The organism is Agrobacterium tumefaciens str. B6, assembly GCF_001541315.1.
Classification (GTDB): domain Bacteria; phylum Pseudomonadota; class Alphaproteobacteria; order Rhizobiales; family Rhizobiaceae; genus Agrobacterium; species Agrobacterium radiobacter.
Genome location: NZ_LMVK01000001.1, coordinates 623,480 through 648,575, shown reverse-complemented (window position 1 = coordinate 648,575; position 25,096 = coordinate 623,480). Strand labels below are relative to the sequence as shown.

Annotated in this window: 25 protein-coding genes; 11 read left to right on the top strand and 14 right to left on the bottom strand. The window is 61.1% G+C overall.

What is annotated here, in order from left to right; genetic code table 11:
- Positions 1 to 16 precede the first annotated feature (16 nt).
- Positions 17 to 379: a nuclear transport factor 2 family protein gene (locus tag ASB65_RS03135; RefSeq protein WP_003503064.1), complete on the bottom strand. Its 363-nt coding sequence runs from the start codon at positions 377 to 379 to the stop codon at positions 17 to 19.
- A gap of 107 nt (positions 380 to 486) precedes the next feature.
- Here ASB65_RS03135 and ASB65_RS03130 point away from each other — a divergent pair, with 107 nt between their 5' ends.
- A complete protein-coding gene (locus tag ASB65_RS03130; protein ID WP_060722983.1) occupies positions 487 to 1,278 on the top strand; it encodes a helix-turn-helix domain-containing protein in 792 nt (263 codons plus the stop codon).
- Between the two features lie 5 nt (positions 1,279 to 1,283).
- Positions 1,284 to 1,598, top strand: coding sequence for a putative quinol monooxygenase (locus ASB65_RS03125; protein ID WP_060722982.1), 315 nt, complete (start codon positions 1,284 to 1,286; stop codon positions 1,596 to 1,598).
- Here ASB65_RS03125 and ASB65_RS03120 read toward each other — a convergent pair.
- Together ASB65_RS03120 and ASB65_RS03115 are read right to left on the bottom strand one after the other, a co-directional pair.
- Positions 1,595 to 1,978: an ACT domain-containing protein gene (locus ASB65_RS03120; RefSeq protein WP_060722981.1), complete on the bottom strand. Its 384-nt coding sequence runs from the start codon at positions 1,976 to 1,978 to the stop codon at positions 1,595 to 1,597. The two genes, ASB65_RS03125 and ASB65_RS03120, sit on opposite strands and share 4 nt — an antisense overlap.
- Before the next feature lie 90 nt (positions 1,979 to 2,068).
- Complete coding sequence (locus ASB65_RS03115) at positions 2,069 to 2,521, bottom strand: Lrp/AsnC family transcriptional regulator (RefSeq protein WP_060722980.1); 453 nt, start codon at positions 2,519 to 2,521, stop codon at positions 2,069 to 2,071.
- Between the two features lie 120 nt (positions 2,522 to 2,641).
- Here ASB65_RS03115 and ASB65_RS03110 point away from each other — a divergent pair, with 120 nt between their 5' ends.
- Entirely contained in the window at positions 2,642 to 3,604 is a 963-nt protein-coding gene (locus tag ASB65_RS03110) for a nucleoside recognition domain-containing protein (protein ID WP_003503073.1), read from the top strand.
- An 82-nt stretch (positions 3,605 to 3,686) separates the two neighbouring features.
- Here ASB65_RS03110 and ASB65_RS03105 read toward each other — a convergent pair whose 3' ends face one another.
- Positions 3,687 to 5,708: a methyl-accepting chemotaxis protein gene (locus ASB65_RS03105; RefSeq protein ID WP_003503074.1), complete on the bottom strand. Its 2,022-nt coding sequence runs from the start codon at positions 5,706 to 5,708 to the stop codon at positions 3,687 to 3,689.
- Positions 5,709 to 5,981: 273 nt separating this feature from the next.
- On the opposite strand from ASB65_RS03105, the gene ASB65_RS03100 reads away from it, so the two are divergent.
- Both ASB65_RS03100 and ASB65_RS03095 read left to right on the top strand, forming a co-directional pair.
- A complete protein-coding gene (locus tag ASB65_RS03100; protein WP_003503077.1) occupies positions 5,982 to 6,734 on the top strand; it encodes a TlyA family RNA methyltransferase in 753 nt (250 codons plus the stop codon).
- Positions 6,731 to 7,981 (top strand): class I SAM-dependent RNA methyltransferase, encoded by a 1,251-nt coding sequence (locus ASB65_RS03095; protein ID WP_060722979.1) that lies wholly within the window; start codon positions 6,731 to 6,733, stop codon positions 7,979 to 7,981. The genes ASB65_RS03100 and ASB65_RS03095 overlap by 4 nt, the downstream gene beginning before the upstream one ends.
- Positions 7,982 to 8,101: 120 nt before the next feature.
- On the opposite strand, the gene ASB65_RS03090 is transcribed toward ASB65_RS03095, so the two are convergent.
- From ASB65_RS03090 to ASB65_RS03080, 3 genes are all read right to left on the bottom strand, one after another.
- On the bottom strand, positions 8,102 to 8,419 hold the full coding sequence (locus ASB65_RS03090; protein ID WP_003503086.1) for a hypothetical protein: 318 nt from the start codon (positions 8,417 to 8,419) through the stop codon (positions 8,102 to 8,104).
- Positions 8,420 to 8,508: 89 nt separating this feature from the next.
- Positions 8,509 to 9,267 (bottom strand): crotonase/enoyl-CoA hydratase family protein, encoded by a 759-nt coding sequence (locus ASB65_RS03085; protein ID WP_003503088.1) that lies wholly within the window; start codon positions 9,265 to 9,267, stop codon positions 8,509 to 8,511.
- A 10-nt stretch (positions 9,268 to 9,277) separates the two neighbouring features.
- Complete coding sequence (locus tag ASB65_RS03080) at positions 9,278 to 11,062, bottom strand: acyl-CoA dehydrogenase (protein ID WP_003503089.1); 1,785 nt, start codon at positions 11,060 to 11,062, stop codon at positions 9,278 to 9,280.
- Positions 11,063 to 11,284: 222 nt separating this feature from the next.
- Here ASB65_RS03080 and ASB65_RS03075 point away from each other — a divergent pair, with 222 nt between their 5' ends.
- The gene (locus tag ASB65_RS03075) at positions 11,285 to 12,280 is read left to right on the top strand and encodes a transporter (protein ID WP_060722978.1); all 996 of its coding nucleotides are present in this window, start codon (positions 11,285 to 11,287) and stop codon (positions 12,278 to 12,280) included.
- Positions 12,281 to 12,338: 58 nt separating this feature from the next.
- Here ASB65_RS03075 and ASB65_RS03070 read toward each other — a convergent pair whose 3' ends face one another.
- The 4 genes from ASB65_RS03070 to ASB65_RS03055 form a co-directional block, all read right to left on the bottom strand.
- A complete protein-coding gene (locus ASB65_RS03070; protein WP_003503093.1) occupies positions 12,339 to 12,857 on the bottom strand; it encodes a BA14K family protein in 519 nt (172 codons plus the stop codon).
- Positions 12,858 to 13,082: 225 nt separating this feature from the next.
- Entirely contained in the window at positions 13,083 to 13,550 is a 468-nt protein-coding gene (locus ASB65_RS03065; protein ID WP_003503095.1) for a BA14K family protein, read from the bottom strand.
- A 183-nt stretch (positions 13,551 to 13,733) separates the two neighbouring features.
- Complete coding sequence (locus ASB65_RS03060) at positions 13,734 to 14,816, bottom strand: hybrid-cluster NAD(P)-dependent oxidoreductase (RefSeq protein WP_035212538.1); 1,083 nt, start codon at positions 14,814 to 14,816, stop codon at positions 13,734 to 13,736.
- 7 nt (positions 14,817 to 14,823) lie between these two features.
- Positions 14,824 to 16,068 carry an aromatic ring-hydroxylating oxygenase subunit alpha gene (locus tag ASB65_RS03055; RefSeq protein ID WP_060723036.1) on the bottom strand — a complete coding sequence of 415 codons (1,245 nt, stop codon included), beginning with the start codon at positions 16,066 to 16,068 and terminating at the stop codon, positions 14,824 to 14,826.
- A gap of 332 nt (positions 16,069 to 16,400) precedes the next feature.
- On the opposite strand from ASB65_RS03055, the gene ASB65_RS03050 reads away from it, so the two are divergent.
- The 3 genes from ASB65_RS03050 to ASB65_RS03040 all read left to right on the top strand — a co-directional run bounded on the left by ASB65_RS03050 (position 16,401) and on the right by ASB65_RS03040 (position 19,616).
- Positions 16,401 to 17,009: a DUF6656 family protein gene (locus ASB65_RS03050; protein WP_060722977.1), complete on the top strand. Its 609-nt coding sequence runs from the start codon at positions 16,401 to 16,403 to the stop codon at positions 17,007 to 17,009.
- A 145-nt stretch (positions 17,010 to 17,154) separates the two neighbouring features.
- Entirely contained in the window at positions 17,155 to 18,132 is a 978-nt protein-coding gene (locus tag ASB65_RS03045) for an L-threonylcarbamoyladenylate synthase (RefSeq protein WP_060723034.1), read from the top strand.
- Positions 18,133 to 18,182: 50 nt separating this feature from the next.
- On the top strand, positions 18,183 to 19,616 hold the full coding sequence (locus ASB65_RS03040) for an FAD-binding oxidoreductase (RefSeq protein ID WP_060723035.1): 1,434 nt from the start codon (positions 18,183 to 18,185) through the stop codon (positions 19,614 to 19,616).
- 10 nt (positions 19,617 to 19,626) lie between these two features.
- Here ASB65_RS03040 and ASB65_RS03035 read toward each other — a convergent pair whose 3' ends face one another.
- Positions 19,627 to 20,145: a glycosyl transferase gene (locus ASB65_RS03035; RefSeq protein ID WP_003503106.1), complete on the bottom strand. Its 519-nt coding sequence runs from the start codon at positions 20,143 to 20,145 to the stop codon at positions 19,627 to 19,629.
- A 286-nt stretch (positions 20,146 to 20,431) separates the two neighbouring features.
- On the opposite strand from ASB65_RS03035, the gene ASB65_RS03030 reads away from it, so the two are divergent.
- A complete protein-coding gene (locus ASB65_RS03030; RefSeq protein WP_060722976.1) occupies positions 20,432 to 21,589 on the top strand; it encodes a PA0069 family radical SAM protein in 1,158 nt (385 codons plus the stop codon).
- 449 nt (positions 21,590 to 22,038) lie between these two features.
- A complete protein-coding gene (locus ASB65_RS03025; RefSeq protein ID WP_080868392.1) occupies positions 22,039 to 22,692 on the top strand; it encodes a ribonuclease HII in 654 nt (217 codons plus the stop codon).
- A 56-nt stretch (positions 22,693 to 22,748) separates the two neighbouring features.
- Here the strand turns inward: ASB65_RS03025 and chrA are convergent, their stop codons facing one another.
- Both chrA and ASB65_RS03015 read right to left on the bottom strand, forming a co-directional pair.
- Entirely contained in the window at positions 22,749 to 24,146 is a 1,398-nt protein-coding gene (gene chrA / locus ASB65_RS03020) for a chromate efflux transporter (RefSeq protein ID WP_060722974.1), read from the bottom strand.
- 4 nt (positions 24,147 to 24,150) lie between these two features.
- Positions 24,151 to 24,963 (bottom strand): chromate resistance protein ChrB domain-containing protein, encoded by an 813-nt coding sequence (locus ASB65_RS03015; protein ID WP_060722973.1) that lies wholly within the window; start codon positions 24,961 to 24,963, stop codon positions 24,151 to 24,153.
- Positions 24,964 to 25,096: the final 133 nt, after the last annotated feature.

Sequence of the window (25,096 nt, the reverse complement as noted above, 5' to 3'; positions counted from 1 at the left end):
CTATCCCGCCTCTGCCTCAGGATGCCGCGCCATCGAGAAAACCGACGACGTTTTCGATCCTCCCCTCGGCATCACGGCTGACGACATCGGTACCGCCGGCCACATCGTCCCCGTCAGGCGAAATGAGACGCCATGAGAAACGGGTGAAGTCGCCGTGGCCATCCGGAGTGCCGGCAAGAACGAAACGATATCCCGGAAATTTCTGCCGCGCCGCCTCGATCATCGCGGCAATTCCCTGCTGCCCCTCGCCCTGCATCAGCGGATCGACGTAACGCGTATTTTCCGACCACGCCTGACCGACGAGATGCCTGCGGCGTTCATTGTCCTCCTCGTTCCAGACCGCGAGATAGGTTTCGGCGATTGCGAGATGCTGCGTCATGATTGCGCTCCTTGTGGTTGACGGCCCAAACATGACGGGTGTCGGGAAGCGGAACAATTACCTCGGAGGTAATCGCATTGCCGATATCTTCTGCTAGGCTGCGGGGCATGACGCATCATCGAGAACATGTCGGCCAAGTGCTGAAGGAATGGCGTGCCCGCCGCAGGTTGAGCCAGCTCGATCTGGCGATTGAGGCGGAAATATCGGCGCGCCATCTGAGCTTTGTGGAAAGTGGGCGATCATCCCCCAGCCGCGACATGCTCGCGAAACTGGCGGAGCAGCTTTCGATGCCCGCCCGCGCCGCCAACCGGCTGATGCTGGCAGCGGGTTATGCGCCTATCCATTCCGAACGGCCGATGGATGCGCCTGATATGACGGCGGCCCGGCAGGCCGTCGAAACCGTGATGCATGGGCATATGCCCTTCCCCGCCCTTGCCGTCGACCGGCACTGGAACGTCGTTCTCGCCAATGGGGCGATCACATCGCTTCTGGCCGGTGTTTCCGAGGAACTGCTTCGCCCGCCGCTTAACGCCTTGAGGCTGAGCCTGCATCCGCAGGGTTTGAGTTCGCGCATCGTCAATCTCGCCGAGTGGCGTCATCACCTGCTGGAACGCCTGCGCCGTCAGGTCGAGGAAACGGGAGACGAGGTGCTTTCTCGGCTGCATGCGGAGCTCGCGGCCTATCCCGCGCCAAAGGCCTCGTCCCATGCCGGAGCCGATCCTCTGGCCATACCGCTCCAGCTCCGTGATCCCTCTTCGGGCAGCATATTGAGCTTCATTTCAACCACCACGGTTTTCGGAACGGCGACAGACGTCACACTGGCCGAACTCGTGCTGGAGTGTTTTTACCCCGCCGACGCGGCAACCCGCGAAGCACTGATGCAAGGCGCCAAGGAGTAACACCCGTGCACACCACCTATCTCATCGGATTTCAGGTCCGTCCCGGCCAGCGCGACCGCTTTCTCGAATTGCTGAATGCGCTGCTTGATGCCATGCGGCACGAAAAGACCTTCGTGAACGCAACCCTGCACCGGGATGGTGAAAACGAGAACCGCTTCCTGCTGCATGAGACCTGGAGCGACCATCAGGATGTCATCGACGTTCAGATTCACCGGCCCTATCGGCAGGCATGGCACGATGCCCTGCCCGATCTTCTGGACGCCCCGCGCGATATTTCCGTATGGCTCCCCATGCGGGCGGATCACGCTCGCAGATCTTAGACGAGCGAGTGTCCTGCATCTGCCAGTAGCTCGGACGTTTTCTCCAGGTCTTTCGATTTCACCAGCAGGTGATCGCCATCGAAAGTCGAAACCACGAATATCCCTATGTCGTTGGTCGATAGCGGTTCGATCACCGAAAGGACGATGCCCGTCTCATCAAAGGCGAACGGACCCTGAAGTTTGAGACAGTTCCAACCGATATCGGACTGAACATCATCAGGGATTCGCTCCTGGCGGCAGACAACGGAAAGCTCGTCATCGGTCCGGCTGATGCTGAGAAAACCTGCGCCATCGGCCCAGGCTGGAATGGATGCATCGGCATGGAGCCGGGCCACCCCATAGGCGCCATCCAGAAGTCTTAACTTAATGCGAGGCGCCATCTGAAAACTGCCTTCCTGAAAGCCAGACGCGGCTTTCTTTGGGTTGAAGGGGATGATTAAACGCTTGCCCCTGATGCAATGCCATCAGTTTCAAAGCCTGATGGCCGTTTCTTCTTTCGCCGTCTTGATGACGACCATGGTGAAAAAGCGCGCCACATTGTGCTGGTCGCGGAACAACCGGTCGCACAGGGCATCGAACTCTTCCATATCCCGCAGGCGCAGCATCAGCACGACATCGGATGCGCCGGTGACGGCATAGGCCTGCGACACGGCCTCTTCGGCGCTGGCAATATCCAGAAAGCGGCGCATATGCTGCTCGCCGTGCAATTTCAGCTCCACCGTCACCAGAGCCTTGATCACCCGCCCCGCCTTTGCGGGATTGAGGATCGCCACGATGCGATCGATCACGCCCGCCTTGCGCAGCCGCTGCAGGCGGCGCAGGCAACTGGATGGAGACAGCCCGACCTCATCGGCCATATCCACGTTGGTGCGCGATGCATCGTTCTGCAAAAGGTTCAGAAGTTTCCGGTCGATCCGATCCATGCCGGCAGCATATCGCCCACCACTATATTTGCAATAAAATTGCACAAAACTGCAATCTTTGACCGCAAATGCGAACGGGCCGGGATTAGTGAATGGGAACAATCTTCAGGGAGCCTTCACATGTCACTTTTCCTGCCCGTCTGGCAAAAAATGCGGGAAACGCTTGCAATCTACTGGGTGCTTGTGCGGATCACGGTTCCGATCGCCATTCTAACCGAGCTGTTATCGAGGATGGGCGCGATCGAGGCGGTGGCGCCTGCCTTTGCGCCGATCATGAACCTCATCGGACTGCCGCCAGAACTCGGTCTTGCCTGGCTGACCGCAATGCTGGTCGGCATTTGGGGCGCGGTGCCGCTCATCTTCACACTTGTACCCGCGTCGTCGCTCACCGTTGCTGATATCACCGTTTTTTCGGCGCTCATCCTGTTCGCCCATGGCCTGCCCATCGAACAGAAGATCATTGAAAAGGCGGGACCGGGCATGATTGTCACCACGGCGCTGCGCGTCGGCGGCGGATTGCTCTATGCCTTTCTCCTGCACCAGCTTCTGGAAGCGACGGGATGGTTGTCAGGCCCGGCAAACCCTGCCTGGATTGCGATGGGCGCCACGCCTGAATGGACCGCCTATTTCCTCGGTCTCGGTGAAACCATGGTCTGGATGCTCGTCATCCTGCTTGCCCTTTCCTTTTGCCTTGAAATCCTCAGGCTCACCGGCCTCCTGGCGCTGATGATGAAAGCGCTTTCGCCCCTGCTGCGTCTTGCGGGCATTCGCGGCGAGGCCGAACATCTCACCGCCATCGGATTGTTCCTGGGAATTTCCTACGGCGCCGGCTTCCTGATCCGCGAGGCGCAATCGGGGACGATATCACCGCGTCAGGTGTTTCTGTCCTGTGTGTTCATGGGTTTTGCCCATAGCGTGATTGAAGACACGCTCGTGGTGATGTCGCTGGGCGCCGATGTCTATGGCGTTCTGGCCGGACGCCTCGTTTTCGCTGTTGCCGCAACCGCCGTCATTGCCGCCCTGCTTCACCGCCTGTCGGATGAGCTGTTCTTTACGCGGATGTTCCGGCTACAGGGCACATAAGCGGCGTTACCCGCCTGAAAACGCCGATGCAAAAAGGGGGCCTTTCGGCCCCCAATTCATAGGTTCACTCTGAAAGCCAGGCTCAGAACTCCGTCCAGTCCTGATCCTTCGCGGCCGGTGCTTCGGCAGCGCCACCGAAGGCGCGGGCGAGGCTCTGGCCGAGCGCACGGGCCGGCGAAGCGACGGGCCTTGCGGTTGTGGAGGCCGATTTTACCGGAGCCTTGCGAACCGGCGCGGCCGGTGCTGACTGGAAGGCAGGCTTTGCCGAAGACTGGCGCGGCGCGGAATAGCCGCCGGCGCTCGCAACGGCAGCGCGCGCGCCACCCATCCTGAACTGGCCGAGCAGGCTGTTCAGCGCTTCCGCTTCGCGGGCCAGCGAATGGCTGGCGGCGGTCTGCTGCTCCACCATGGCGGCATTCTGCTGCGTGCCCTGATCCATGGTGTTCACGGCCGTGTTGATTTCCTGCAGGCCGGTTGCCTGTTCGCGGGAAGCGACGACGATGGCGCTGACATGGGCATTGATCTCTTCGACTTCCGCCACGATGAGTTCCAGCGCCTTGCCGGTTTCATCGACAAGATTGACGCCGTTTTCCACCTGCTGGCTGGAAGCGCCGATCAGCGTCTTGATTTCCTTGGCGGCATTGGCAGAACGCTGGGCAAGCTCACGGACTTCCTGCGCAACCACCGCAAAACCCTTGCCGGCATCACCAGCACGAGCGGCTTCCACACCGGCGTTCAGCGCCAGCAGGTTGGTCTGGAAGGCGATATCGTCGATGACACCGATGATGTTGCCGATTTCGCCTGAGGACTTCTCGATTTCGCGCATGGCGGCAACCGCCCTGCGGACCACGACGCCGGACTTTTCCGCACCGGCGCGGGCGCGCTGGACCAGATTGCCGGCATCTTCCGCACCGCGGGCGCTATCGCGCACGGTGGTGGTGACTTCTTCCAGGGCTGCAGCGGTTTCCTCGATGGAGGCAGCCTGCTGCTCGGTGCGGCGCGACAGATCGTCGGCAGCGGAGAGCATTTCCGAAGCGCCGGAATTGATGGCGGCAGCGTTCTCGCCAACGGTTTTGAGCGCCTGCTGCAGCTTGTCGACAGCGCTGTTGAAATTGAGGCGCACCGGATCGATGGCAGGCACAAAAGGCGTTTCAATGCGATAGGAAAGATCGCCATCAGCAAGAGCGGCAAGGCCCTTGCCAAGCTCGGCGCTGGCGAAGGCGCTGGCGGCTTCGTCCCGCGCCTTTTCCTCCTCGTTGCGGCGGCGTTCGGTCTCGGTGGCGGAGCGCATGCGCTCGGTCTCGCCGGCAAGGCGGGATTTTTCCAGCCCGGCTTCCTTGAAGACGAGAACGGCCTTCGCCATCTTGCCGACTTCGTCGCCACGATCCGTGGCAGGCACTTCCGTCGCCAGATCGCCATCGGCGAGACGGCTCATGGCCGCTGTCATGCCAACGATCGGCGTGACAATGGAGCGCGACAGAGCCCAGATGAGGGCAACGGCCAGAAGACCGGCAACCGCGCCGCCACCCAGAAGCGCATATTTAAGGTTCAATGCCGCTGCCTGCTGTTCCGCCGCGTAAGCGGTGGACAGGCCGTTCAGCTGTTCCTTGATCTTGGCGGCGGAGGTGCGGAAGCCATCGAGCTGGCCCTTCGCCTGATTGCGGCCGATCTCGATGATTTCGGAAATCGGCGCTTCCGTCGTCTTTCGCGCAGCGATCTGCGGTTCCGCCAGTTCCTTGAAGAACACGGTGGCGGATTTCTGCATGTCGTCGATGGATTTCAGGATGTCCGGGCGGCCGACGGCCAGCGTGCGGGCTTCATCGAGCTTCTTCAGCATCAGGTCGCGCTGGGCGAACACATCATTATAGGTGCTGTCGCTGCGGAACAGCAGGAAGCCGCGCTGGTTGACGGCCTGTTCCAGCATGGCGGCCGTCGCGCCATCCACTGCCTGGATGATATCCTTGGTGCGGTTGTTTTCGATCGTGACACGCTCGCTCCCCAGCGTCTGCCAGAATACGACCGCAGACGCGAGCAGACACACACTCATCAGGGCGCAGAAGGTGGCTATGAGCTTCAGGTTAATGGGGAGATTTTTCAGCGACATCGCAAACTCTCTCGGCGACCTGATGCCTCGAAGCAAGCGTCTGCGCTGCAACGGTCGCAATTTTGTGGATGGGAGGAGACGCCGTCATGGCAGGGTCCGGTGGCCGCACGGGCCTTGCGCACAAAGTGCTATACAAGCCTTTATATTGGATTAATCGAACATTCTGACTTTGCGGTGCAACATCGCCATTATGGCCGGCAGCGGGCATTGCCGGCCCGTCCCGGCGATAAATCGCTTGCATCGGCGGAGTTTGGCGGTCATTGACACGGAACCATGTCCAAAACATCTGAAAATGAACGGCTTGACCAGCTTCTTGTGTCGCTCGGCCACTTTGCCAGCCGCTCGCGTGCACGCGACGCGATTGCGCGCGGCACCGTGAGCGTCAACGGCAAGACCGTCACCAAACCGAGCCAGACCGTCGCCGGCAATGCCGAGATCGCCATCAGCGATCCCGCGCAGGCTTACGTCTCCCGCGCCGCCCTCAAGCTGACAGCCGCGCTCGATCATTTCCGGCTCGACCCGAAGGGCCATGACTGTCTTGATGTCGGCGCTTCGACTGGTGGTTTTACCGAGGTGCTGCTTCATCGTGGTGCTAAACACGTCACCGCCATCGATGTCGGGCACGGGCAGATGCATCCAAGGATCGAGAACGATCCGCGTGTGACCAATCTGGAAGGGCTGAATGCGCGCTACCTGACGGCAGAGGATATCGATGACCGGGCCATCGGTTTCATCGTCTCCGACGTGTCCTTCATTTCGCTGAAGCTCGCACTTGCCCCGGCACTTGAGCTTGCTGGATCGGGCGCTCTGGCTGTCCTGCTGGTGAAGCCGCAATTCGAGGCGGGCCGCGACGCCATCAGCAAGGCCGGGCTTTTGAAGGAGCCGGAAACCGCGCCTGCCGTGGCCGCCGAACTGGAACGCTGGCTGACGGAGGACATGGGCTGGAAAAGCCTTGGCCTCATTCCCTCGCCGATTTCCGGCGGTGACGGCAATATCGAATTTCTTCTCGGAGGCGAAAAGCCATGAGTACACAGACCGTCACCATCAAGAGCCTCGGCGCGCAGGGCGACGGCATCGCGCACTGTCCCGACGGCCCGGTCTATGTGCCCTTCGCGCTGCCCGGTGAAACGGTCGCCATCGCCAAGGTCAAGGATCACGGCACCGTCATGTCGATAACGGAAGCCTCGGCGCAGCGCCGTGAACCCGCCTGCCGCCACTTCGGTCCCGATGGCAAGAACGGCACCTGCGGCGGCTGTTCGCTGCAGCATCTTTCCGATCAGCCTTACCATGCCTACAAGCGGGAGCTGGTGGTTTCGGCGCTGAAATCGAAGGGCCTGACGCCTGATGTGGACGATCTTGTCATCTGTCGCCCCGGCGAACGCCGCCGCGCGGTGTTCGCCGCCCGCAAGACGGAAAAGGGCCTGCTGCTCGGCTTCAGCCAGGCAAACAGCCATCACATCGTCGCCATCGAGGACTGTCCCGTCACCTCGCCGGGCATCGTCTCGCGGCTGGCCGCCATCCGCGCCATCGGCCTTTCCATGGTGGCGAACGCCGAGCCGTTCCGCATCACCGTTCTCGAAACGCTCTCCGGTCTCGATATTTCCGTCGAGGGCATCAAGTCGGTCAGTGACAAGCAGCGGCGCACGCTCACGGAAACAGTGCTGTCCATGCGCGGCATTGCCCGCGTCTCGCTTGCCGGCGAAATCCTGATCGAACCGCAGAAGCCGATCATCGAATTCGGCGGTGTTCCCCTTTCGCCGCCGGCCGGCGGCTTCCCGCAGGCGGCGAAGCAGGCGGAAGACGCCATGGCCGAGCTGGTGCTTGCCCATATCGGCAAATCCAAACGCATTGCCGATCTGTTCTGCGGTTCCGGCCCCTTTGCGCTGCGGCTTGCGCGCGTCGGCAGAGTTCATGCGGTGGAAGCGGAAGACAAGCCGTTGAAGGCACTGGATTTCGCCGCCCGCAACACGCAGGGCCTGAAGCCGGTCAGCGTCGAGAAACGCGATCTCTTCCGCCGGCCGCTGATGACAAGCGAATTGAAGAATTACGATGCTGTCGTATTCGATCCACCGCGCGCCGGTGCGGAATTCCAGTGCAAGGAACTGGCCCGCAGCACGGTGAAGAAGATCGTTGCCGTGAGCTGCAACCCGCTGACGCTTGCGCGCGATCTCGCCATCTTGACCGAGGGCGGCTATCGCATCACCCGCGTCACGCCGGTTGACCAGTTCCTGTGGTCACCGCATGTGGAAGCGGTGGCGACGCTGGAGAAATAAGCAATCCGGGCGCAGAGCCGCTCAGCGAAGCTGACGCAACGATTCATATGCCCGCAATCCCAACGGCCCTCATTCCTGTGCTTGTCACAGGAATGAGGATGGAGAGGAAGCCTGGGAGTCTTACCAGGCCGTATCGACCGTGCCGTTGCCGACCACGCCCGAGCAGCGGCAGGCACCGCCCACACGGCCCCGTTCCAGCGGGCAGATATAGGGCCGGCGGCGGTTGGCGCTGTCCGGCGGGGTGATGACGCAGACGAAACGCGCGCGGCGCTGGCGGTCGCGGTTATTGCCGGAATAGAAGTTCGGGCTATCGTCGTCCGTGGACTGCGCCAGAATGACGTCGTTGGTGGAAGCCGCTGGAGCGCGTGTTATCGCCGCCGCTTCGGCAATCGTCGCGGCGGATAGGAAGACAGTCAGGGCGAAAACGAAGTGACGCATGTGGGTGGCCTTCGGACAATGACGTTGCGTTATCTAACCCAAGCCATATTGCCCGGTTGCTTAACCGCAAGGAATTCCTGCCCGCACACTTAACGACGCATGAATGCCTCGAAGGCGGCTCGCGCTTCCGCACTTTGCAGCTGCGCGATGAAATGGCGGCCTTCCTCTTCGATGCGGGCGAGAATATCGGCCGGGTTGCCGCGAACCAGATCGCGGGCGATCTTCAGCGCCTGCTGAGGTTTGGCGGCAAGGCGGGTGGCAAGCGCCAGCGTTTCGGTTTCGACATGTTCGGGGGCGACGACTTTCCAGATCATCCCGGCCTGCAATGCCTGCTCGGCGGAAAAACCCTCGCCCATGGCAAGCAGCGCAAAGGCGCGCTGGTGGCCCATGAGCTTCGGCACAAGCAGGCTGGAGGCCGCTTCCGGCACCAGCGCCAGATCCACGAAGGGCGTCTTGAACAGGCTACGGCTGGAAGCGACCGTCAGGTCACAATGCAGGTTCAGCGTCGTGCCGATGCCGATGGCGAGCCCGTCCACGCCTGATACCATTGGCTTGTCGAAGGCGACGAGCGCTTTCAGAAGTTCCAATGCGGCGAGTTTGCCCTTACCGCCCGACATGGCGAAGGCGAGAAAATCGGCCATGTCGTTACCGGCGGAAAAGCAGCCTTCCGTACCGAGAAACGCAACGACGCGGATGTCCGGATCCGCATTGGCGGCATGCAGGGCCTCGGCCATGCGCAGATACATGGCATCGGTGATGGCGTTTTTCTTGTCCGGCCGGTTGAAGCGGATGGTCAGAACCTCCGGCGCATGACCCACCCGCTCGACGAGAATATGATCGTTCGACATCTGAGCCTCCTCAAGCCAGTACGGTGCGGGCGGCGGCAAGGCTTGCCGCGCCTGATATAACGCGATCCTTCAGCGCCGCCGTTTCCGCCAGCAGGTTTTCCGCTGCGAAGCGGCAAAGTGCGGCGCGATGCCCACCCCTGCCATCATCGACAGAGACCAATGCGCCCTTGGCGAGATAGCCGCCTGTCAGCGCCAGACCGAAGAGGCGCTGATAGGGTGTCGCGCCGGCGAGTGCCGTTTCGGTTTCGCCCGCCTTGATGCGGTCCAGCAGCCAGTCGGTCGCCGTTTCCAGATCGTTGAGGCTGGCTTCAAGATAAGGGGCCGTCTCACCGAGATCATCGCGGTTCGATGCGGCTGTCCGGGCGGCGATCTCGCGCAGTTCTGCGATGAAACCGCGCACCTGCGCGCCCTCGGAGAGCGGCAGTTTGCGCAGCACCAGATCGATGGCCTGAATGCCGTTTGTGCCTTCGTAGATCGGCGCGATGCGGGCATCACGCAGATAACGCGCCGCGCCGGTTTCCTCGATGAAGCCCATGCCGCCATGCACCTGAATGCCCATGGAGGCGACATCCACACCGGCATCGGTGGAGAAGGATTTGGCGATCGGGGTCAGAAGGGCAGCGCGCTCCTGCCAGTGAGCGCGCTGCCGGGCGTCTTCGCTCGCATGCGCCATATCGATGGCATGCGCGCAGCTGAAGGAAATCGCCCGCGACCCTTGAGTCAGCGCCTTCATCGTCAGAAGCGTTCTGGCGATATCAGGATGTTCGATAATCGGGCTCATGCCGGAGCCCTGCCAGCCGGGCGCCTTGCCCTGCGTGCGCTCCCTGGCGTATTCGATCGCCTTCTGGGTCGCCGCTTCGCAGATCGCAACACCCTGCATGCCGACGGCAAGGCGGGCGTTGTTCATCATGGTGAACATGCAGGCGAGACCCTTGTTCTCTTCGCCGACCAGCCAGCCGAGAGCGCCCTTTTCATCTCCGAATTTGCCATCGCCGAAGATCATCGTGCAGGTGGGCGAACCATGAATGCCGAGCTTGTGCTCCAGCGAATGGCAGAAAAGGTCATTGCGGCCACCCGGCGCACCGTTTTCATCAGGCAGGAATTTCGGAACGAGGAACAGCGAGATGCCGCGCGTGCCGGCCGGTGCATCCGGAAGGCGGGCGAGAACGAGGTGGATGATGTTGTCAGCCGCGTCGTGTTCGCCCCAGGTGATGAAAATCTTCTGGCCGAAGATGCGGTAGGTGCCGTCACCATTGCGCTCCGCCCGGGTCTTCAGAACCCCGAGATCCGAACCCGCATGCGGCTCGGTCAGGTTCATGGTGCCGGTCCATTCGCCGGAAACGAGTTTCGGAAGATAGATGCGCTTGAGATCATTGCTGCCGTGGGCGACGATGGCTTCCACCGCGCCCATGGTCAGCGTCGGCGCCAGCGCGAAGGCCATGGAGCCGGAATTCCACATTTCGAGTGCAGCGACATTCAGCATATGCGGCAGGTTCTGGCCGCCGAACTCTTCCGGCGCGGTCAGGCTGTTCCAGCCCGCTTCCGCCCAGCGGCGGTAAAGATCGGCCCAACCGTCAGGCGTCGTCACCTTGCCGTCGGCGAGCTTCGCGCCCTGACGGTCGCCAATATCGGCGAGCGGTGCGACCTGTTCCGTGGCGAAACGGCCAGCTTCCTGCAGGATGGCATCCACGAGGTCTTCACCGAGATCGCCAAGCACACCCTTTGAAAGCGCGTCTCCAAGACCCGCTACATGTTTGAGTGTAAAGGCGATATCATCCACCGGCGCGCTATACATGCTGCCTCCTCCCGAAGCTCTGGCATCTTGCTACTGGCTTCGGGCTAAATGATTTTTACGTAAACGTCAATTTGAAAATTCCCGTCATTTCGACGGGATTGTTATAAAACTGTCATATGAATTTGCTCAGCATGCGCTGAAAGTCGCCCGACGACGCCGCTGCTCCCACACCGGAACGACGGGCGCCTCCCTCCTCCCATCCAGCCGGTCAGGACTGCCACGATGGATCTCATAACGCCAGTTATTCCAGGCCTTGTCTGGGCCTATCAATTCCACCCCGGCACAGCCCCGTGCCGCCGGCTTGCACCCGATGCTGGCTTTCACGAAATGGCCGAGTGCGAAGGCTTCTTCTGGCTGCATCTCAATCTTGCCGATCAGCGCGTGGCGGGTTTTCTCGAGACCATCGACGGTCTCGATCCGGCAGCGCGCGCAAGCCTCACCACCCATGAGACACATCCGTCCATCGTGGGCGATGAAAAATCGCTCTATGGCACGCTGGTCGATTTCCAGCGGGAATTCGACAAGGAAACGCGCGATTTCGGCTGGTTGCATTTTGCGGTAAGCGACCGCTTCATCATCACCACCCGCCTGCAGCCGCTGCATTCGGTGGACCGGCTGAAGGCGGCGGTCGACAAGAATTCCAACCGCTATCTCACACCGTCACATGTGTTCGAAGGCCTCGTCGCCGAATTCCAGCGCTCGCTCATCAATCTGGTGATGGAGACGACGGAGGAACTGAACGCCATCGAGGATCTGGTCTATGACAGCGAGACACGCGACGAACGGCGGCGGCTCGCCCCGCTGCGCCGCACGGTGGTTCGCCTGCACCGGCATCTGCGCACCGTGCTGACGCTGATGCGGCGGGCTTCGGCCGCCGATGATGACGAAATGCCTGACGGTTTCGAGGATGTCGCCTCACGCCTGATGGGCCGCCTTGAGGCTGTCGATCATGACGTCTATGCCCTGCAGGAGCGTGCAAGGCTGCTGCACGAAGAAATCGATTCCAAACTCTCGTCCGAAACCAACCGGCACCTTTATATCCTGTCGCTGATGACGGCATTCCTGCTGCCGCCATCGCTGGTGACCGGTTTCTTCGGCATGAATACGGATGAACTGCCGTTTACCGTCGGCACCGGCGGCACGCTGTCGGCCAGCATCTTCATCGTGATTTCGGTTGCACTCGCCTGGTTCGTGCTGAAGCGCGCACGAATCCTGTAACGTAAAAAGCCGCCCGGTCGTAACCGGACGGCTCTGTCAATTTCAGCCTGACATTCTATCAGCTGTAAGGCGAATAGCAGGGCTGACGCGGGCCATGGTAAGGCTGGAACGTGTTGCTATAGGCATCGTAGGAACGATAGCGGCCATAGCACCAGTTCACATGCGCCTGGCTCATACCGCCACGGCGGACCGGACGATATTCGCGATAGACCGGACGCGGACGATATTCGGGAACCGGACGGTAGACTTCACGCGGCTGCGACAGCGCGCCGCCGATGATCGCACCCGTCGCAAAGGCTGCGAGCGGGAACCAGTAACCGTCATGATGACGATAACCCGGGCGGTAATCACGATAGCCGCGATGGCCGCCATACCAGCCTCGACGTCCGCCATCCCAGTCGCGACGGTCGCGCCAGTACTGCACATTCACGATATTCTTGCTGGCGTCGTTGCCCACCGTCTCGACACTCTTCGGCGCCATTGGTAGTGGCATCGCTGCTTCTGCCGGAACAATCGCTCCTGCTACCACGATCGCAGAAAGACCGACAGCCAAGATATTCTTCATATAGTCTCTCATCTGACTTCCTCCATTCACGACGGTCGACAGGCCGTTGGACGTGAATAATAGCACCTTTTTCTTCTTACTCAGCCAGTTTGTCGGTTCTGGCCGGAACATTACCGGTTGCAGGCTAGGCGTTTTCGCCTGAACCCAGCATTAACGATCCATTCACGCTTCGGTTACCCGGCCCGGCCGCCTGAAAGCAAAAGCCCGGATCAAAATCCGGGCTTTCGAAAACCACTATCAGCGGCTGTAAGGCGATACGCATATGCGGCGCGGACCGCTATTTGGCTGGTAGCTGTTGTCGTAAGCGCGATACGAGCGCCAGCGGTTCTGGCACCATTCGACATGGCTGCCGCCATAGGCCGGGCGCGGCTGCGACATGGCGCCGCCGATGATCGCGCCTGCGGCAAAGGCTGCAAGCGGGAACCAGTAACCGTTGTGATAACGGTAGCCCGGACGGCGGTCGCGATAACCGCGGTGACCATTGTAATATCCATCACGCGGCGGGCGCGGGCGATACATCCGGTCGCCGTACCTGCGGTCGCCTCTGCGGTCCCATTCGCGGTACTGCACCGGCACAACATTATTGTCGGCCGTGATCGCCGGCTTCGGCATCGGCACTGGCGCCTGGAACGCCTGCGATGGCGTAAAGCTGGTGAGGAACACGACTATCGCCGTGGCGACACTCGTTGTCCGGAAATTCATCATGATCTTCCTCCGTTTGCTTAGACGCGTTGAACCGCGCCTTTTCACACAGTCGCTCTTGTCGGAGATATGGGACAGCCCCCTTTATGCCCGAAAAGAATTCGATGACGTGCAAACGAGTTTAGAGAAATTTGGTTCCAGACAACTATCCGGTGAAAGACGAATGAGATGAAACGCCTGCTCGTGTCAGGCTTCCACCTTCACGTCAGTCAGAGGCCGCGAGCAGCAGGCAAGAATATAGCCTTCCTCGATTTCCTCATCGAGAATGCCGCCATTGTGGTTCATCTCCACCTCACCCGAAAGCTTCAGCACCCGGCAGGTGCCGCAGATGCCGGATTCGCAGGCAGCGCCGATACGGACGCCGGCGGCACGCGCCGTCATCAGAACCGTCTGGCCGGGCTGGCAGGGCATTTCCTTGCCGGAAAGGGTGAAACCCACCATCGACAGTGCCTCGCCATCCGCACCGGTGAGGACGTTTTCACCAACGGTGACCGGGGCAGCCGGCGCGAAGCTTTCCTGATGGTAGCGACTCATATCGAAGCCGGATGCGTCGAGCATCGAGCGGACGGCGGCCATGAACGGCTCCGGCCCGCAACAGAAGACGGTGCGCTCCATGAAATCTGGCGCCAGAAGCGCGATCTTGGCCTTGTCGACCATGCCTTTCAGGCCAGACCACAGGTCGGTGCGACCGCATTTCTCGACAATGAAGCCGAGCGAGAGGTTCGGCATGAAACGGGCGAGATATTCCAGTTCGTGACGGAAGACGATATCGCCGGGTGTGCGCGAACAATTGACGAAGGCAATGTCGCTCTGCGGCGCGCGGTCACTCATGTCGCGCACCATCGACATCATCGGCGTGACGCCGGAGCCTGCCGAAATGAAGAGATATTTGTCGCCGGGATGCTTGACGTAGGAAAAGTCGCCGAGCGGCCCGAGCGCCCGGATTTTCATGCCGGGCTTCAGATTGTCGAACATCCAGCGCGTGCCGATGCTGTTGGCCTGCGCTTTGACCGTGACCGACAGCGCGTAGGGTCGCGACGGGCTGGAGGACAAGGTGTAGGTGCGGTAGAGCGGCTCCGCACCCACGGGCAATTCCAGCGTGACGAACTGGCCCGGCAGATAACGGAACCAGTTCTGGTCCTCCGAGCGGAACAGAAACGTCATGACGTCCGAGGTCTCGGGCGTCACTGAAATGCATTCCAGCAGCTGGAGCTTGTCGCTCCACGGCTTCATCTCGTCTATGTGCTTGTAGGTCACAACCATATTCATCTTCGCATCACGCTACAGCAGAGAGCCGGGCCTTATCGCCGGAGAGCCGGTCGACCATGAAATCGGAATACCAGTTGACGAACTGCATCACGCCGCCCTCATCCTCCATGGAATAGGGGCCGGGCTCATAGGCGGGCGAGCGAAAGCCGAAGGCATTTTCCTCGACGATGCGGCGGGCCTGGTCATTGGTCTCGTTCCAGACGTGGGTGAGATCTTCAAGATCGTAGTCCACGCCTTCAACCGCATCCTTGTGCACCAGCCATTTGGTGGTGACCATGGTTTCCGTGGCGCTGAGCGGCAGCACGCGGAAGGAAATGGTGTGGTCGCCGAGGAAATGATTCCAGGTCGTCGGGTAATGGAACAGGAGCAGCGCGCCGATATGGCTGATGCTGACATCCTCCGAAAGCGGTCGGCGCACGGCGCGCTTGCCAGACATGGTGTAGCTTTCCGCTTCACCAATCAGCGGCATGCGGGCGACGCGGAACTGGCCCTTCGGGTCGATCTTGAAGCGGCTCGGCAGGCCGGCGGCCTCGCAGCGCGCCCAGTGGCCGCCGATTTCGGGGTCGCTGGCACCGCCATCCGTTCCCGTCACGCTCGGGTTTTCGGGATAGGTGCGGCAGAGTTCCGGGTGGTTGGCGGCGCAATGGTAGCACTCGCGGTTGTTTTCCCAGACGAGCTTCCAGTTGCCCTTTTCGATGATCGTGCTTTCATGCGCGACCTTCGCTTCCCAGATGCGGTGCGGAGCCATGTAGCTCTCGACTTCCTTGCGCATGGGCTCGAAATCCGCCGGCTGATCGGCAAGGCAGATGAAGACGTAACCGGCGACGGTTTCGCAGGCAACAGGCTTCAGGCCGAAATCGCCCTTGTCGAACTCTTCGCCCATGTGACGTGCGAAGAGCAGCTTGCCGTCGAGATCGTAGGTCCACTGGTGGTAAGGACAGACAAGGCGCGCCGACTGGCCCTTCTGCGTGGTGCAGACGCGGGAGCCGCGGTGGCGACAGGAATTGTGGAAGGCGCGGATCTGCCCATCGCGACCGCGAACGATGACGACGGAATAGGCGCCGACCTGAACGGTGAAATAGCTGCCGGACTTCTGCACTTCGCAATCATGGCCGACAAACAGCCAGTCGCGATACCAGATCGTTTCCATATCCAGCTTGAAATAATCCGGGTCCGTGTAGAAGGGCTGTTCCAGGCTGAAGCCTTCGCGGCGGTTTTTCAGCTGGCGCAATACGGTATCACGCAATTCCATGGCCAAATCCTCGATCAAACCGCCCTGCCCGACACCATTTGCGGGGTTGCGGAAGCATGTACTCATCTAAACACCGGCGGTCATTTGCGGCAGCACAAACAGCGACATCGGCTTCCGCATTGGCGACAAATTGCGACATGCGCAATTCGCCGTCGCAGCCCATTCCGCTGGGAAATCCGACAGCTATTCAATGTCGGAAATCACGTCGCAATATGACGCATGATGTCGCGCGCTTTACTCCCCACCCGTTAAAAAACGGGAGGCGCGACGCAACGGAGTATTAACGCGCCCTAAACTATCTTGCCGGATCGACAGCAACGAGGGCGCTTCCGGTGGAGAAGGCGACACGCATACGCTATTTCGATGCGAGCAGGCATTCGGTCACACCGATAAGATCGAAGACCGCGCATTCGGATTTCCTGCGGACAGGGCGCATCAGCCGTTATGAAGAGCGCTGGTTGCCGAGGGAACGCGTCTATTACAGTCATGATGAAGTGGCTGCGCTGACCGGGCGAAAGCTGGAAGCCGCCGCCGATGCCACCCACAACCGTCTCAACGCCTTTCACCAGTCCATCCGTTTCCCGAAGATGGTTTTTCACCATCTGCTCAATGACCGGCCGCATCTCGGCTATTGTCACGTCACGGCGGCGAAAACGAGCTTCGATGCCGAGCGCCATGTGCTCTGGTCGTTCTATTTCGCGAATTTCTTCGCCGAGCTGAGCGGGGCCGGGAACTTCTTCGAAAATATCGATGCGCGCTATTCACGGATGTATTTCGCCGTCGCCATCAACGCGCTTCCGGATCAGGAAATCGCCGTCGACACCTCCATCCATCGCGGCGGCTTGCTGTTCCAGACCCATGATCCGCGCGTGGCGCTGAAAAATGTGCTCATGCTCGGCGCGCGGTCCGAGGAGATGCGCAAGGTCATCAAGGCGATATAGAAGCGATAGAGCGCCCCGGCGCTTTATCTTTATTTGTTTTATGCAAGTCGTTATCCCGAAACCGCGGACCACTTTCGGGCGACATGCATTAGCGCTTCCCACTCCGCCCTGAAATACGCTATTGACCGCCCTGAAAGGCAGCATCATGGCGCGTCATATCAATATAGACAACGAGCGGGAAACAGCCCTGCAGGCAGCAGCAACCGAGCTTGCCGCCGGCCAACCCATCGCCCTGCCGACGGAAACGGTCTACGGCCTTGCCGCCGACGCCACCAACCCGGCGGCGATTACCCGCATTTACGAGACGAAGGGCCGGCCGCAGTTCAACCCTCTGATCTGCCACATGGCCGATATCGCCATGGCCGAACGTTACGCCGTCTTCGATCCCATATCGCTGAAGCTCGCAGAGGCCTTCTGGCCCGGCCCGCTGACGCTGGTGCTGCCGCTCAAACAGGAAAGCGACATTCATTCGCTGGCGACAGCCGGGCTCGATACCGTCGGCATTCGTGTGCCCCAGGGTTTTGCCGGTGATCTGATCCGCCGCTTCGGCAGGCCGCTCGCCGCCCCCAGCGCCAATAGTTCCGGCAAGATCAGCCCGACAAGTGCCGCCCATGTGGAGGCGGATCTCGGCCAAAAGATCAATCTCATTCTCGATGGCGGGGCGGCCTCCGTCGGTGTGGAATCCACCATCGTCAAGGTGGAAGAGGACGGCCGGGTGCGGCTGCTTCGTCCCGGCGGCATCGTCACCGAGGACATAGAACGTGTTGCGGGCAAAAGCCTCGAACGTCCGAAAAAAGCTTCCGCCGCCATTGAGGCGCCGGGAATGCTGGCCTCGCATTATGCACCGGGTGCTGCCGTGCGTCTCGGCGCCACAACGGTTCTGCCGGGCGAAGCGCTGATCCGCTTCGGCGGCATCGCCATATCAGGCGAAGAGGCCGCGCGCACCGTTCTCGACCTTAGCCCCATCGGCGATCTTGCCGAGGCCGCCGCCAATCTGTTCGATTATCTGAAAGCCGCCGATGCGAGCGGTGCGGACACCATCGCCATCACCGCCATTCCCACCCATGGCCTCGGAGAGGCGATCAACGACCGCCTTTCCCGCGCCGCCGCGCCGCGAGGCTGACGGCACCCCACCCTTTCGCCCATGTTTCAAAAGACAGCGAGATGCCGCCCATGACGACCACCGCCATCCCCTCCTCCGACATCCTTGACCGCTTTGCCGCCATTGTCGGCGAAAAGAACGCGGTGCGTGACCCGGCGGAAATGGCGCCGCGGCTGGTGGAAAATCGCGGGCTTTATCGCGGCGCCTCACCGCTGCTGCTCAAGCCCGGTTCGGTCGAAGAAGTCTCGGCCATCCTGACGCTCGCCAGCGAGACCGGCGCTGCCATCGTGCCGCAGACCGGCAATACCGGCCTTGTGGGCGGCCAGACGCCGCGCACTGATGGCGCCGACATCATCCTGTCGCTGGAACGCTTGAACCGCATCCGCGATATCGATCCGGTCGCCAATATCATCGTCGCCGATGCCGGCTGCATTCTCGACGACATCCACAAGGCCGCCGACACGGTGGAGCGCATGTTCCCGCTGTCGCTCGGCTCTCAAGGGTCCTGCCGCATCGGCGGCAATCTCGCCACCAATGCCGGCGGCACGGCGGTTCTGGCCTATGGCAATATGCGCCAGCTGTGCCTCGGGCTCGAAGTGGTGCTGCCGACAGGCGAAATCTGGAACGGGCTGCGCCGGCTGAAGAAGGACAACACCGGTTACGATCTGCGTGATCTCTTCATCGGCTCGGAAGGCACGCTTGGCGTCATCACCGGCGCGGTGCTGAAGCTCTTCCCGAAGCCGCTCGGCCATCAGGTGGCCTTTGCGGGACTGACCTCCACCGAAGATGCACTGAAGCTGTTTGAAATGGCCTCCAACCTCTGCGGCACGGCGCTGACCGGCTTCGAACTCATGCCGCGAATCGGCGTCGAATTCACCGCGAGACATATTCCCGGCGTGCGCGATCCCCTGGAGCAACCGCACGACTGGTACGCGCTCATCGATATCTCCACCTCCGATTCGGCGGAAACGGCTGATACGATGATGCAATCGCTGCTGGAGCGCGGTTTTGAGGCCGGGCTGGTTCAGGACGCCGTGATCGCCGCATCGGAGGCGCAGCGACAGGCGCTCTGGCACATGCGCGAGAGCATGTCGGATGCGCAGAAGCCCGAAGGCGGGTCGATCAAGCACGATGTTTCCGTTCCGGTTTCAAAAATACCGGAATTCATGGCGACGGCGGAAAAGGCGGTTCTCGCTGCCATCCCGGGCGCGCGTGTCTGCGCCTTCGGCCATCTGGGTGACGGCAATATCCATTACAATATTTCCCAGCCTGTCGGTGCCGACAAGGCCGAATTCCTCGGCCGCTGGCGGGATATGAACGAGGTCGTGCATGGCATCGTGCTGTCGCTCGGCGGTTCCATTTCGGCCGAACACGGCATCGGGCAATTGAAGCGCGATGAACTGGCCGCCATTCGCCCCGGCATCGAAATGGACCTGATGCGGCGCATCAAGCATGCTTTCGACCCCGCCGGCATCATGAATCCCGGCAAGGTTCTGGCCGGGTAAGACGCGCCCGTTAAGCCGAAGCCCGCAGCGCCCAGGCGGGTACTATTTCCGCATTCAGCCGGCGCGGTTTCTGCGCGCCGACAAATTGCGTCAGGCTCATGCCCGATTTCGCAATCGACACGGCATGCTTCTTCGGCAGAAGATACCCGTGTTCCAATGGCGGAATACGGCGCAGCACGCGGCTGAAGACATTGCGCCGGTGATAGCGCGAGGGCGAGAAGCGGGCCGGCTGTGCGCAGATCGCCACATATTCGAGAATCTCGTCGATCCAGCCCGCCTGCGGGCGCGCACCAGGCTCGATCAGAAGCAGCCAGCCGCCGCGCGCGGACTTCACGACATCCTCGATGTCCCATTGCCCATAAAAACGGCAACCGGCGGCATCGGCGACGCGCGACGACCCATCGCGCGAACCGTGATCAAGAATCACAACATCACTCACAAGCCCTTCCACGGCCCCGGTGACAAGCGCAGACAGCGTATGCGCAAGCTCCGGTTCGTGATCCCGGCATTCCATTATGACTGTCAACATCTGCATAGCTCTAACGCATCGCACAATAAATTGCCACTGTGCTGATCGCGGTAAAATCCGTGGCTGCTTATGCCGACCAACACGCGGTCGTCGGACGTGGTCAGGCATATCGCGGTCACGCCCCTGTCTGATGCGCGAGCTGAATCTGGAATTTTGTTCTTGTAATGTTCTCATCCCTGATGTAGGAATTTAATCATTCGGAAGGCGATAAAAGCCCGTCCGGACGGAAACGGTTTAGGGCGTTGAGCGTGCCTCGAAAGGCGTGCGACGTCCTGGGAGCATCCAGATGAGAAACCATACGCTTTCGGGGCAGGCTGCCTTCCAGCCGAGCCATATGCCTGACATTGCCAATGCGCTGGCCGATGCATCTGGCCTGCGCATCGAGATCGACCGCCGTCGCGGCCGTGGCGCCGGGCTCAATCCGGATGGACGTTTCGAGACCTTGCAGCACGAGGTTTTCGACGATGGCTGGCAGACGCTCGAGGACATGCCGGAGTTCCGCACCGAGGTGCAGGTGGAGAAGCCACGCAGCATCATCACCCGCAATGAATCGCCCGACATCCCGTTCGACCGCTCCATCAATCCCTATCGCGGCTGCGAACATGGCTGCATCTATTGTTTCGCAAGGCCGACACACAGCTATATGGGACTTTCGGCCGGTCTGGATTTCGAATCGAAGCTCTTCGCCAAGCCGGATGCGGCAAAGCTGCTGGAAAGGGAACTGGCGAAACCGGGCTACAAGCCAAGGGTGATCGCCATTGGCACCAATACCGACCCTTATCAGCCGATTGAGCGCGAATGGCGCATCATGCGGCAGATACTGGAAGTGCTGGCCAAGGCCGATCATCCCGTCGCCATCGTCACCAAATCGGCGTTGATCAAGCGGGATATCGACATTCTGGCGCCCATGGCCAAAAAGGGGCTCGCCAAGGTCGGCATTTCCGTGACGACGCTGGACCGCAAGCTCGCGCGCAACATGGAGCCGCGCGCCGCCACGCCGGAGAAGCGGCTGGACGCGGTGAAGGCGCTGACCGAGGCGGGCATTCCCGTGGCCGTGATGATGGCGCCTGTCATTCCGGCACTCAACGATCATGAAATCGAGCGCATTCTCGAGGCCGGCAAGGCCGCCGGCGCCACCGAAGCATCTTATGTGCTTTTGCGCCTGCCGCTGGAGGTGAGCCCGCTGTTCCGCGACTGGCTGCTGCGCAACTATCCGGACCGTTACCGCCATGTCATGTCGCTGGTGCGCTCCATGCGTGACGGCAAGGATTATGACGCGGAATTCGGAAAACGCATGAAGGGCGCCGGCCCCTATGCCTGGCAGATCGGCAGGCGTTTCGAGATGGCCACGAAGCGGCTTGACCTCATCCGCCGCGGCATCCACCTGCGTGACGATCTCTTCGTGCCGCCGGGCGGTGCAGGCGTGCAATTGTCGCTGCTTTGAGAAGTAAACGCTGAAAGTGACTGAGGTGATGGATGCCCGAACTGAACTCGACGTCATCCTCGGGCTTGACCCGAGGATATAAACCGAGCGCGATAGTGGATCCTCGGGTCAAGCCCGAGGATGACGTCGAGCATGAAGGATAACTCGCCAACAATCGGAGGCTCTGTGAGCCTATATTAAACGGAATTCAAAACGATAAGGAGCAACCTTCTCATCTTGTTGCTCTCGACGAAATGCCCGACGGGTTTTCCCTGGCCCGCCGGACATCGCCCCCGGAGCCGCCGCCTCGCGTGCGATCGTTTTTCCTCCGCCGCCCCGTTGGAGGATCAAAGGTCATGATGACCTTCGGGGCACGGTGAGCCACGCCCCTTGACCCCGGCTCACCATGCCTGTCATCGCACGCTTCCGGGGGCTTGCAGGAGATCGGGTGTGTGTGCCAGTTTCGCCGCATGAAACGCACGGCCACACCCGATTCTCCTGCCCTTTTTGATCTTGCCGAAACCGGCCCTGACTTCTCCTTCGAGCTGGAAGCGAAAAAGAAGGGCCTCTGGCCCGTCGCCGGCACGGATGAGGCAGGCCGGGGGCCTTTGGCCGGACCCGTGGTTGCGGCAGCCGTCATTCTGGATCCGGACAATATTCCCAAGGGGATGGACGATTCCAAGAAGCTGACCAAGCAGAAGCGGGAAAGCCTGTTCGTACAGATCATGGAAACCTCGATCGTATCCGTCGCCTCCTCCGGCCCCGGCCTGATCGACAGCATGAATATCCTGCGCGCCAGCCTGGACGCCATGCGCCGCGCCATTCTCGGCCTCGAAGTTTCCCCCGCCCTCGTGCTGGCCGACGGCCGCGACCGGCCGCCGGGTATTACCTGCGAGGCCAAGGCCGTCATCAAGGGCGATTCCCGCTCCCTCTCCATCGCCGCAGCCTCGATCATCGCCAAGGTGACGCGCGACCGGATGATGGAACGCGCCGGTGTGGTGCACACATCCTACGGCTTCGAAGGCCATGCCGGCTACGGTACGCCCGCCCACCTGCGCGCCATCGAAAGCCACGGCCCCTGCCCGTTGCACAGGATGAGCTTTCGGCCGCTGAAGCGGGACTGATCGTGAATGAAGGTCCGGCAATCACTTCCGCGATAGGCCAAAGCGGACCCCGGGTTTCAAACTATCGACCGCCAGGCAATCCCAAGCGCTGCAGACAGGGCCAGCGTGACTATCACGGACAGCTTGAGCCGGAAAATGGCGAATGCCGCGAGCAATGTCAGGGCGAGCGACGGCAGCAGGAGTGATGAGAAGACTGGGACATCCAATGCCAGCGGGCCGAGGGCCACGGGTCGGACTTCCTCGAACAGCACGTGAAGTCCAAACCAGACCGCCAGGTTGAGGATCACCCCGACGACGGCCGCAGTGATGGCCGACATCGCCCCGCCAAGCGCCGCGTTACCGCGCATCTTCTCGATGAAGGGCGCACCAGCGAATATCCAAAGGAAACTCGGCAGGAAAGTTACCCAGGTCGTCAGGATCGCTCCGAGAGTTGCCGCCGCCAGCGGCGACAACGCCCCCGGATCGCGATAGCCCGCGAGAAAGCCGACGAACTGCGTTACCATAATGAGAGGACCGGGCGTCGTCTCGGCCATACCGAGACCATCAAGCATTTCTCCCGGACGAAGCCATCCATAGTTTTCCACCGCAGCCTGAGCGACGTAGGCGAGCACGGCATAGGCGCCGCCGAAGGTGACGACGGCCATCTGGCTAAAGAACAGACCCATCTTCGAGAACACATTGTCCCAACCGAGCACCAGGATCAGCGTCGCGACGGGAATGAGCCAGAGCGCTGCAAGAGTGCCAGAGGTTTTGAGCGACCAGGCAAGGTTGGGCCTGGCGTGAAGGGGAATGTCCTCGCCGAGGATGGAATCCCTGTCTTCGAGTATCTTGCCCGATCCCGACTTGTGTCCGCCGTTTGCCTTGAAAGCGTGAAGCCCTGTCCGCCCCCCGAAGCAGCCGATGATTGCGGCCGCGAGGATGATCAGTGGAAAGGGCACGTGAAGGAAGAAGATCGCGACGAAGGCGGCGGCCGCCATGGCGACCATCACATTGTTTTTCAGCGCCCTGCTGCCGATCCGAAAGACCGCCTGAACGACAACGGCGAGGACCGCGCATTTCAGCCCGAAGAACATGCCCTCGATCGCGGTGACGTCGCCGAAGATAACGTAGATGTAACTGAGCGCCAGGATGGATAGAAACCCCGGCAGGACGAACAGCAGGCCGGCGATCATGCCGCCCCTGGTCTTGTTCAGCAGCCAGCCGATATAGATGGCAAGCTGGTGAGCCTCCGGCCCCGGCAGCAGCATGCAGTAGTTGAGGGCATGCAGGAAACGGTGCTCACCCACCCAGCGCTTCTCGTCAACGACGATGCGGTGCATCACTGCTATCTGGCCTGCTGGGCCGCCGAAGCTGAGCGCTGCCACGCGCGCCCATACCTTCACGGCTTCGGAAAGCGGAACGATGCCGTCTTCGCCCGCATCCAGGCGGACACTGGTCTTTGCAAGGTCGGTCATGGTCTCATACCTTCCTCGGGTTGGGCCAGTTGTGGGTCTCCTCGGTTGCATCACGGCACCATCTGTAAAACGCATCGTAGAGCGTCATGCCGGCCGCGAGTTGTTCAAGGTCGTCGTTGAACATCCGGGATAAGCCGAGTGAAGCGGCAAGCAGTCCCGGCACTTCGGGGGCGAGTTCGGGTCTGGACGTATCTGCTCCCCGGACGATTGTCGCGAGGCGGAGCATGGGTTCCGTCGCAAGGCCGAATTCCTCGACCATGACGTCGAAGGTGCAAAGCTCGCCACGGTGGCTCCAGTAGACCTCTTCAATGTCGAAGGGCGTGGCGTTGAAGCGATCGGCGACCGCTGATACTTCCGCCGCCGCTACAAACAGGAAGACCGCCGAAGGATCGACGAAGCGCCGGATCAGCCACGGGCAGGCGATGCGGTCGATTTTCGGACGCGAGCGGGTTACCCAGACCGTCCGGCCACGGCTGTCGCGGGGCGGCAGCCTATCGTCGGGGACCAGGGCCGCTTTCGACGCACGCCAGGCTTCGAAGCCGCCTTCGAGAACCTCGGCGGCACTGCCAACCGCACGAAGGTGAGCGGCAACACCGTGACCGAGCTTCTGGCCTTTCTGACAGAGGACGACCAATGGCCCGGTAAGCCCTTCGGCCCAGTCCATCACCTGGCGGTAATCGCGCCGAATCGCTCCCGGTATGAGGCGGGGATCAGCAGCAAAGTCCTCGTCAGTGCGGACGTCGATAATCGTCGGCGCGTTGGGCGTGCCGATAATGCGATTGAGCTTTTCGGGTGTGATTTCAAGAAATGACGGCATCGCGCGTCCCTCCGTTTTTTTCGGGTTCAAAGGACGCGATTCTTCGGCCGTGGCCTCATGGGGCGATCGCTACCCCATAGGTAAAAATTCGCACCGGAATTGGAATATGTCAAGCAGGTGACCGGGCGTCCTA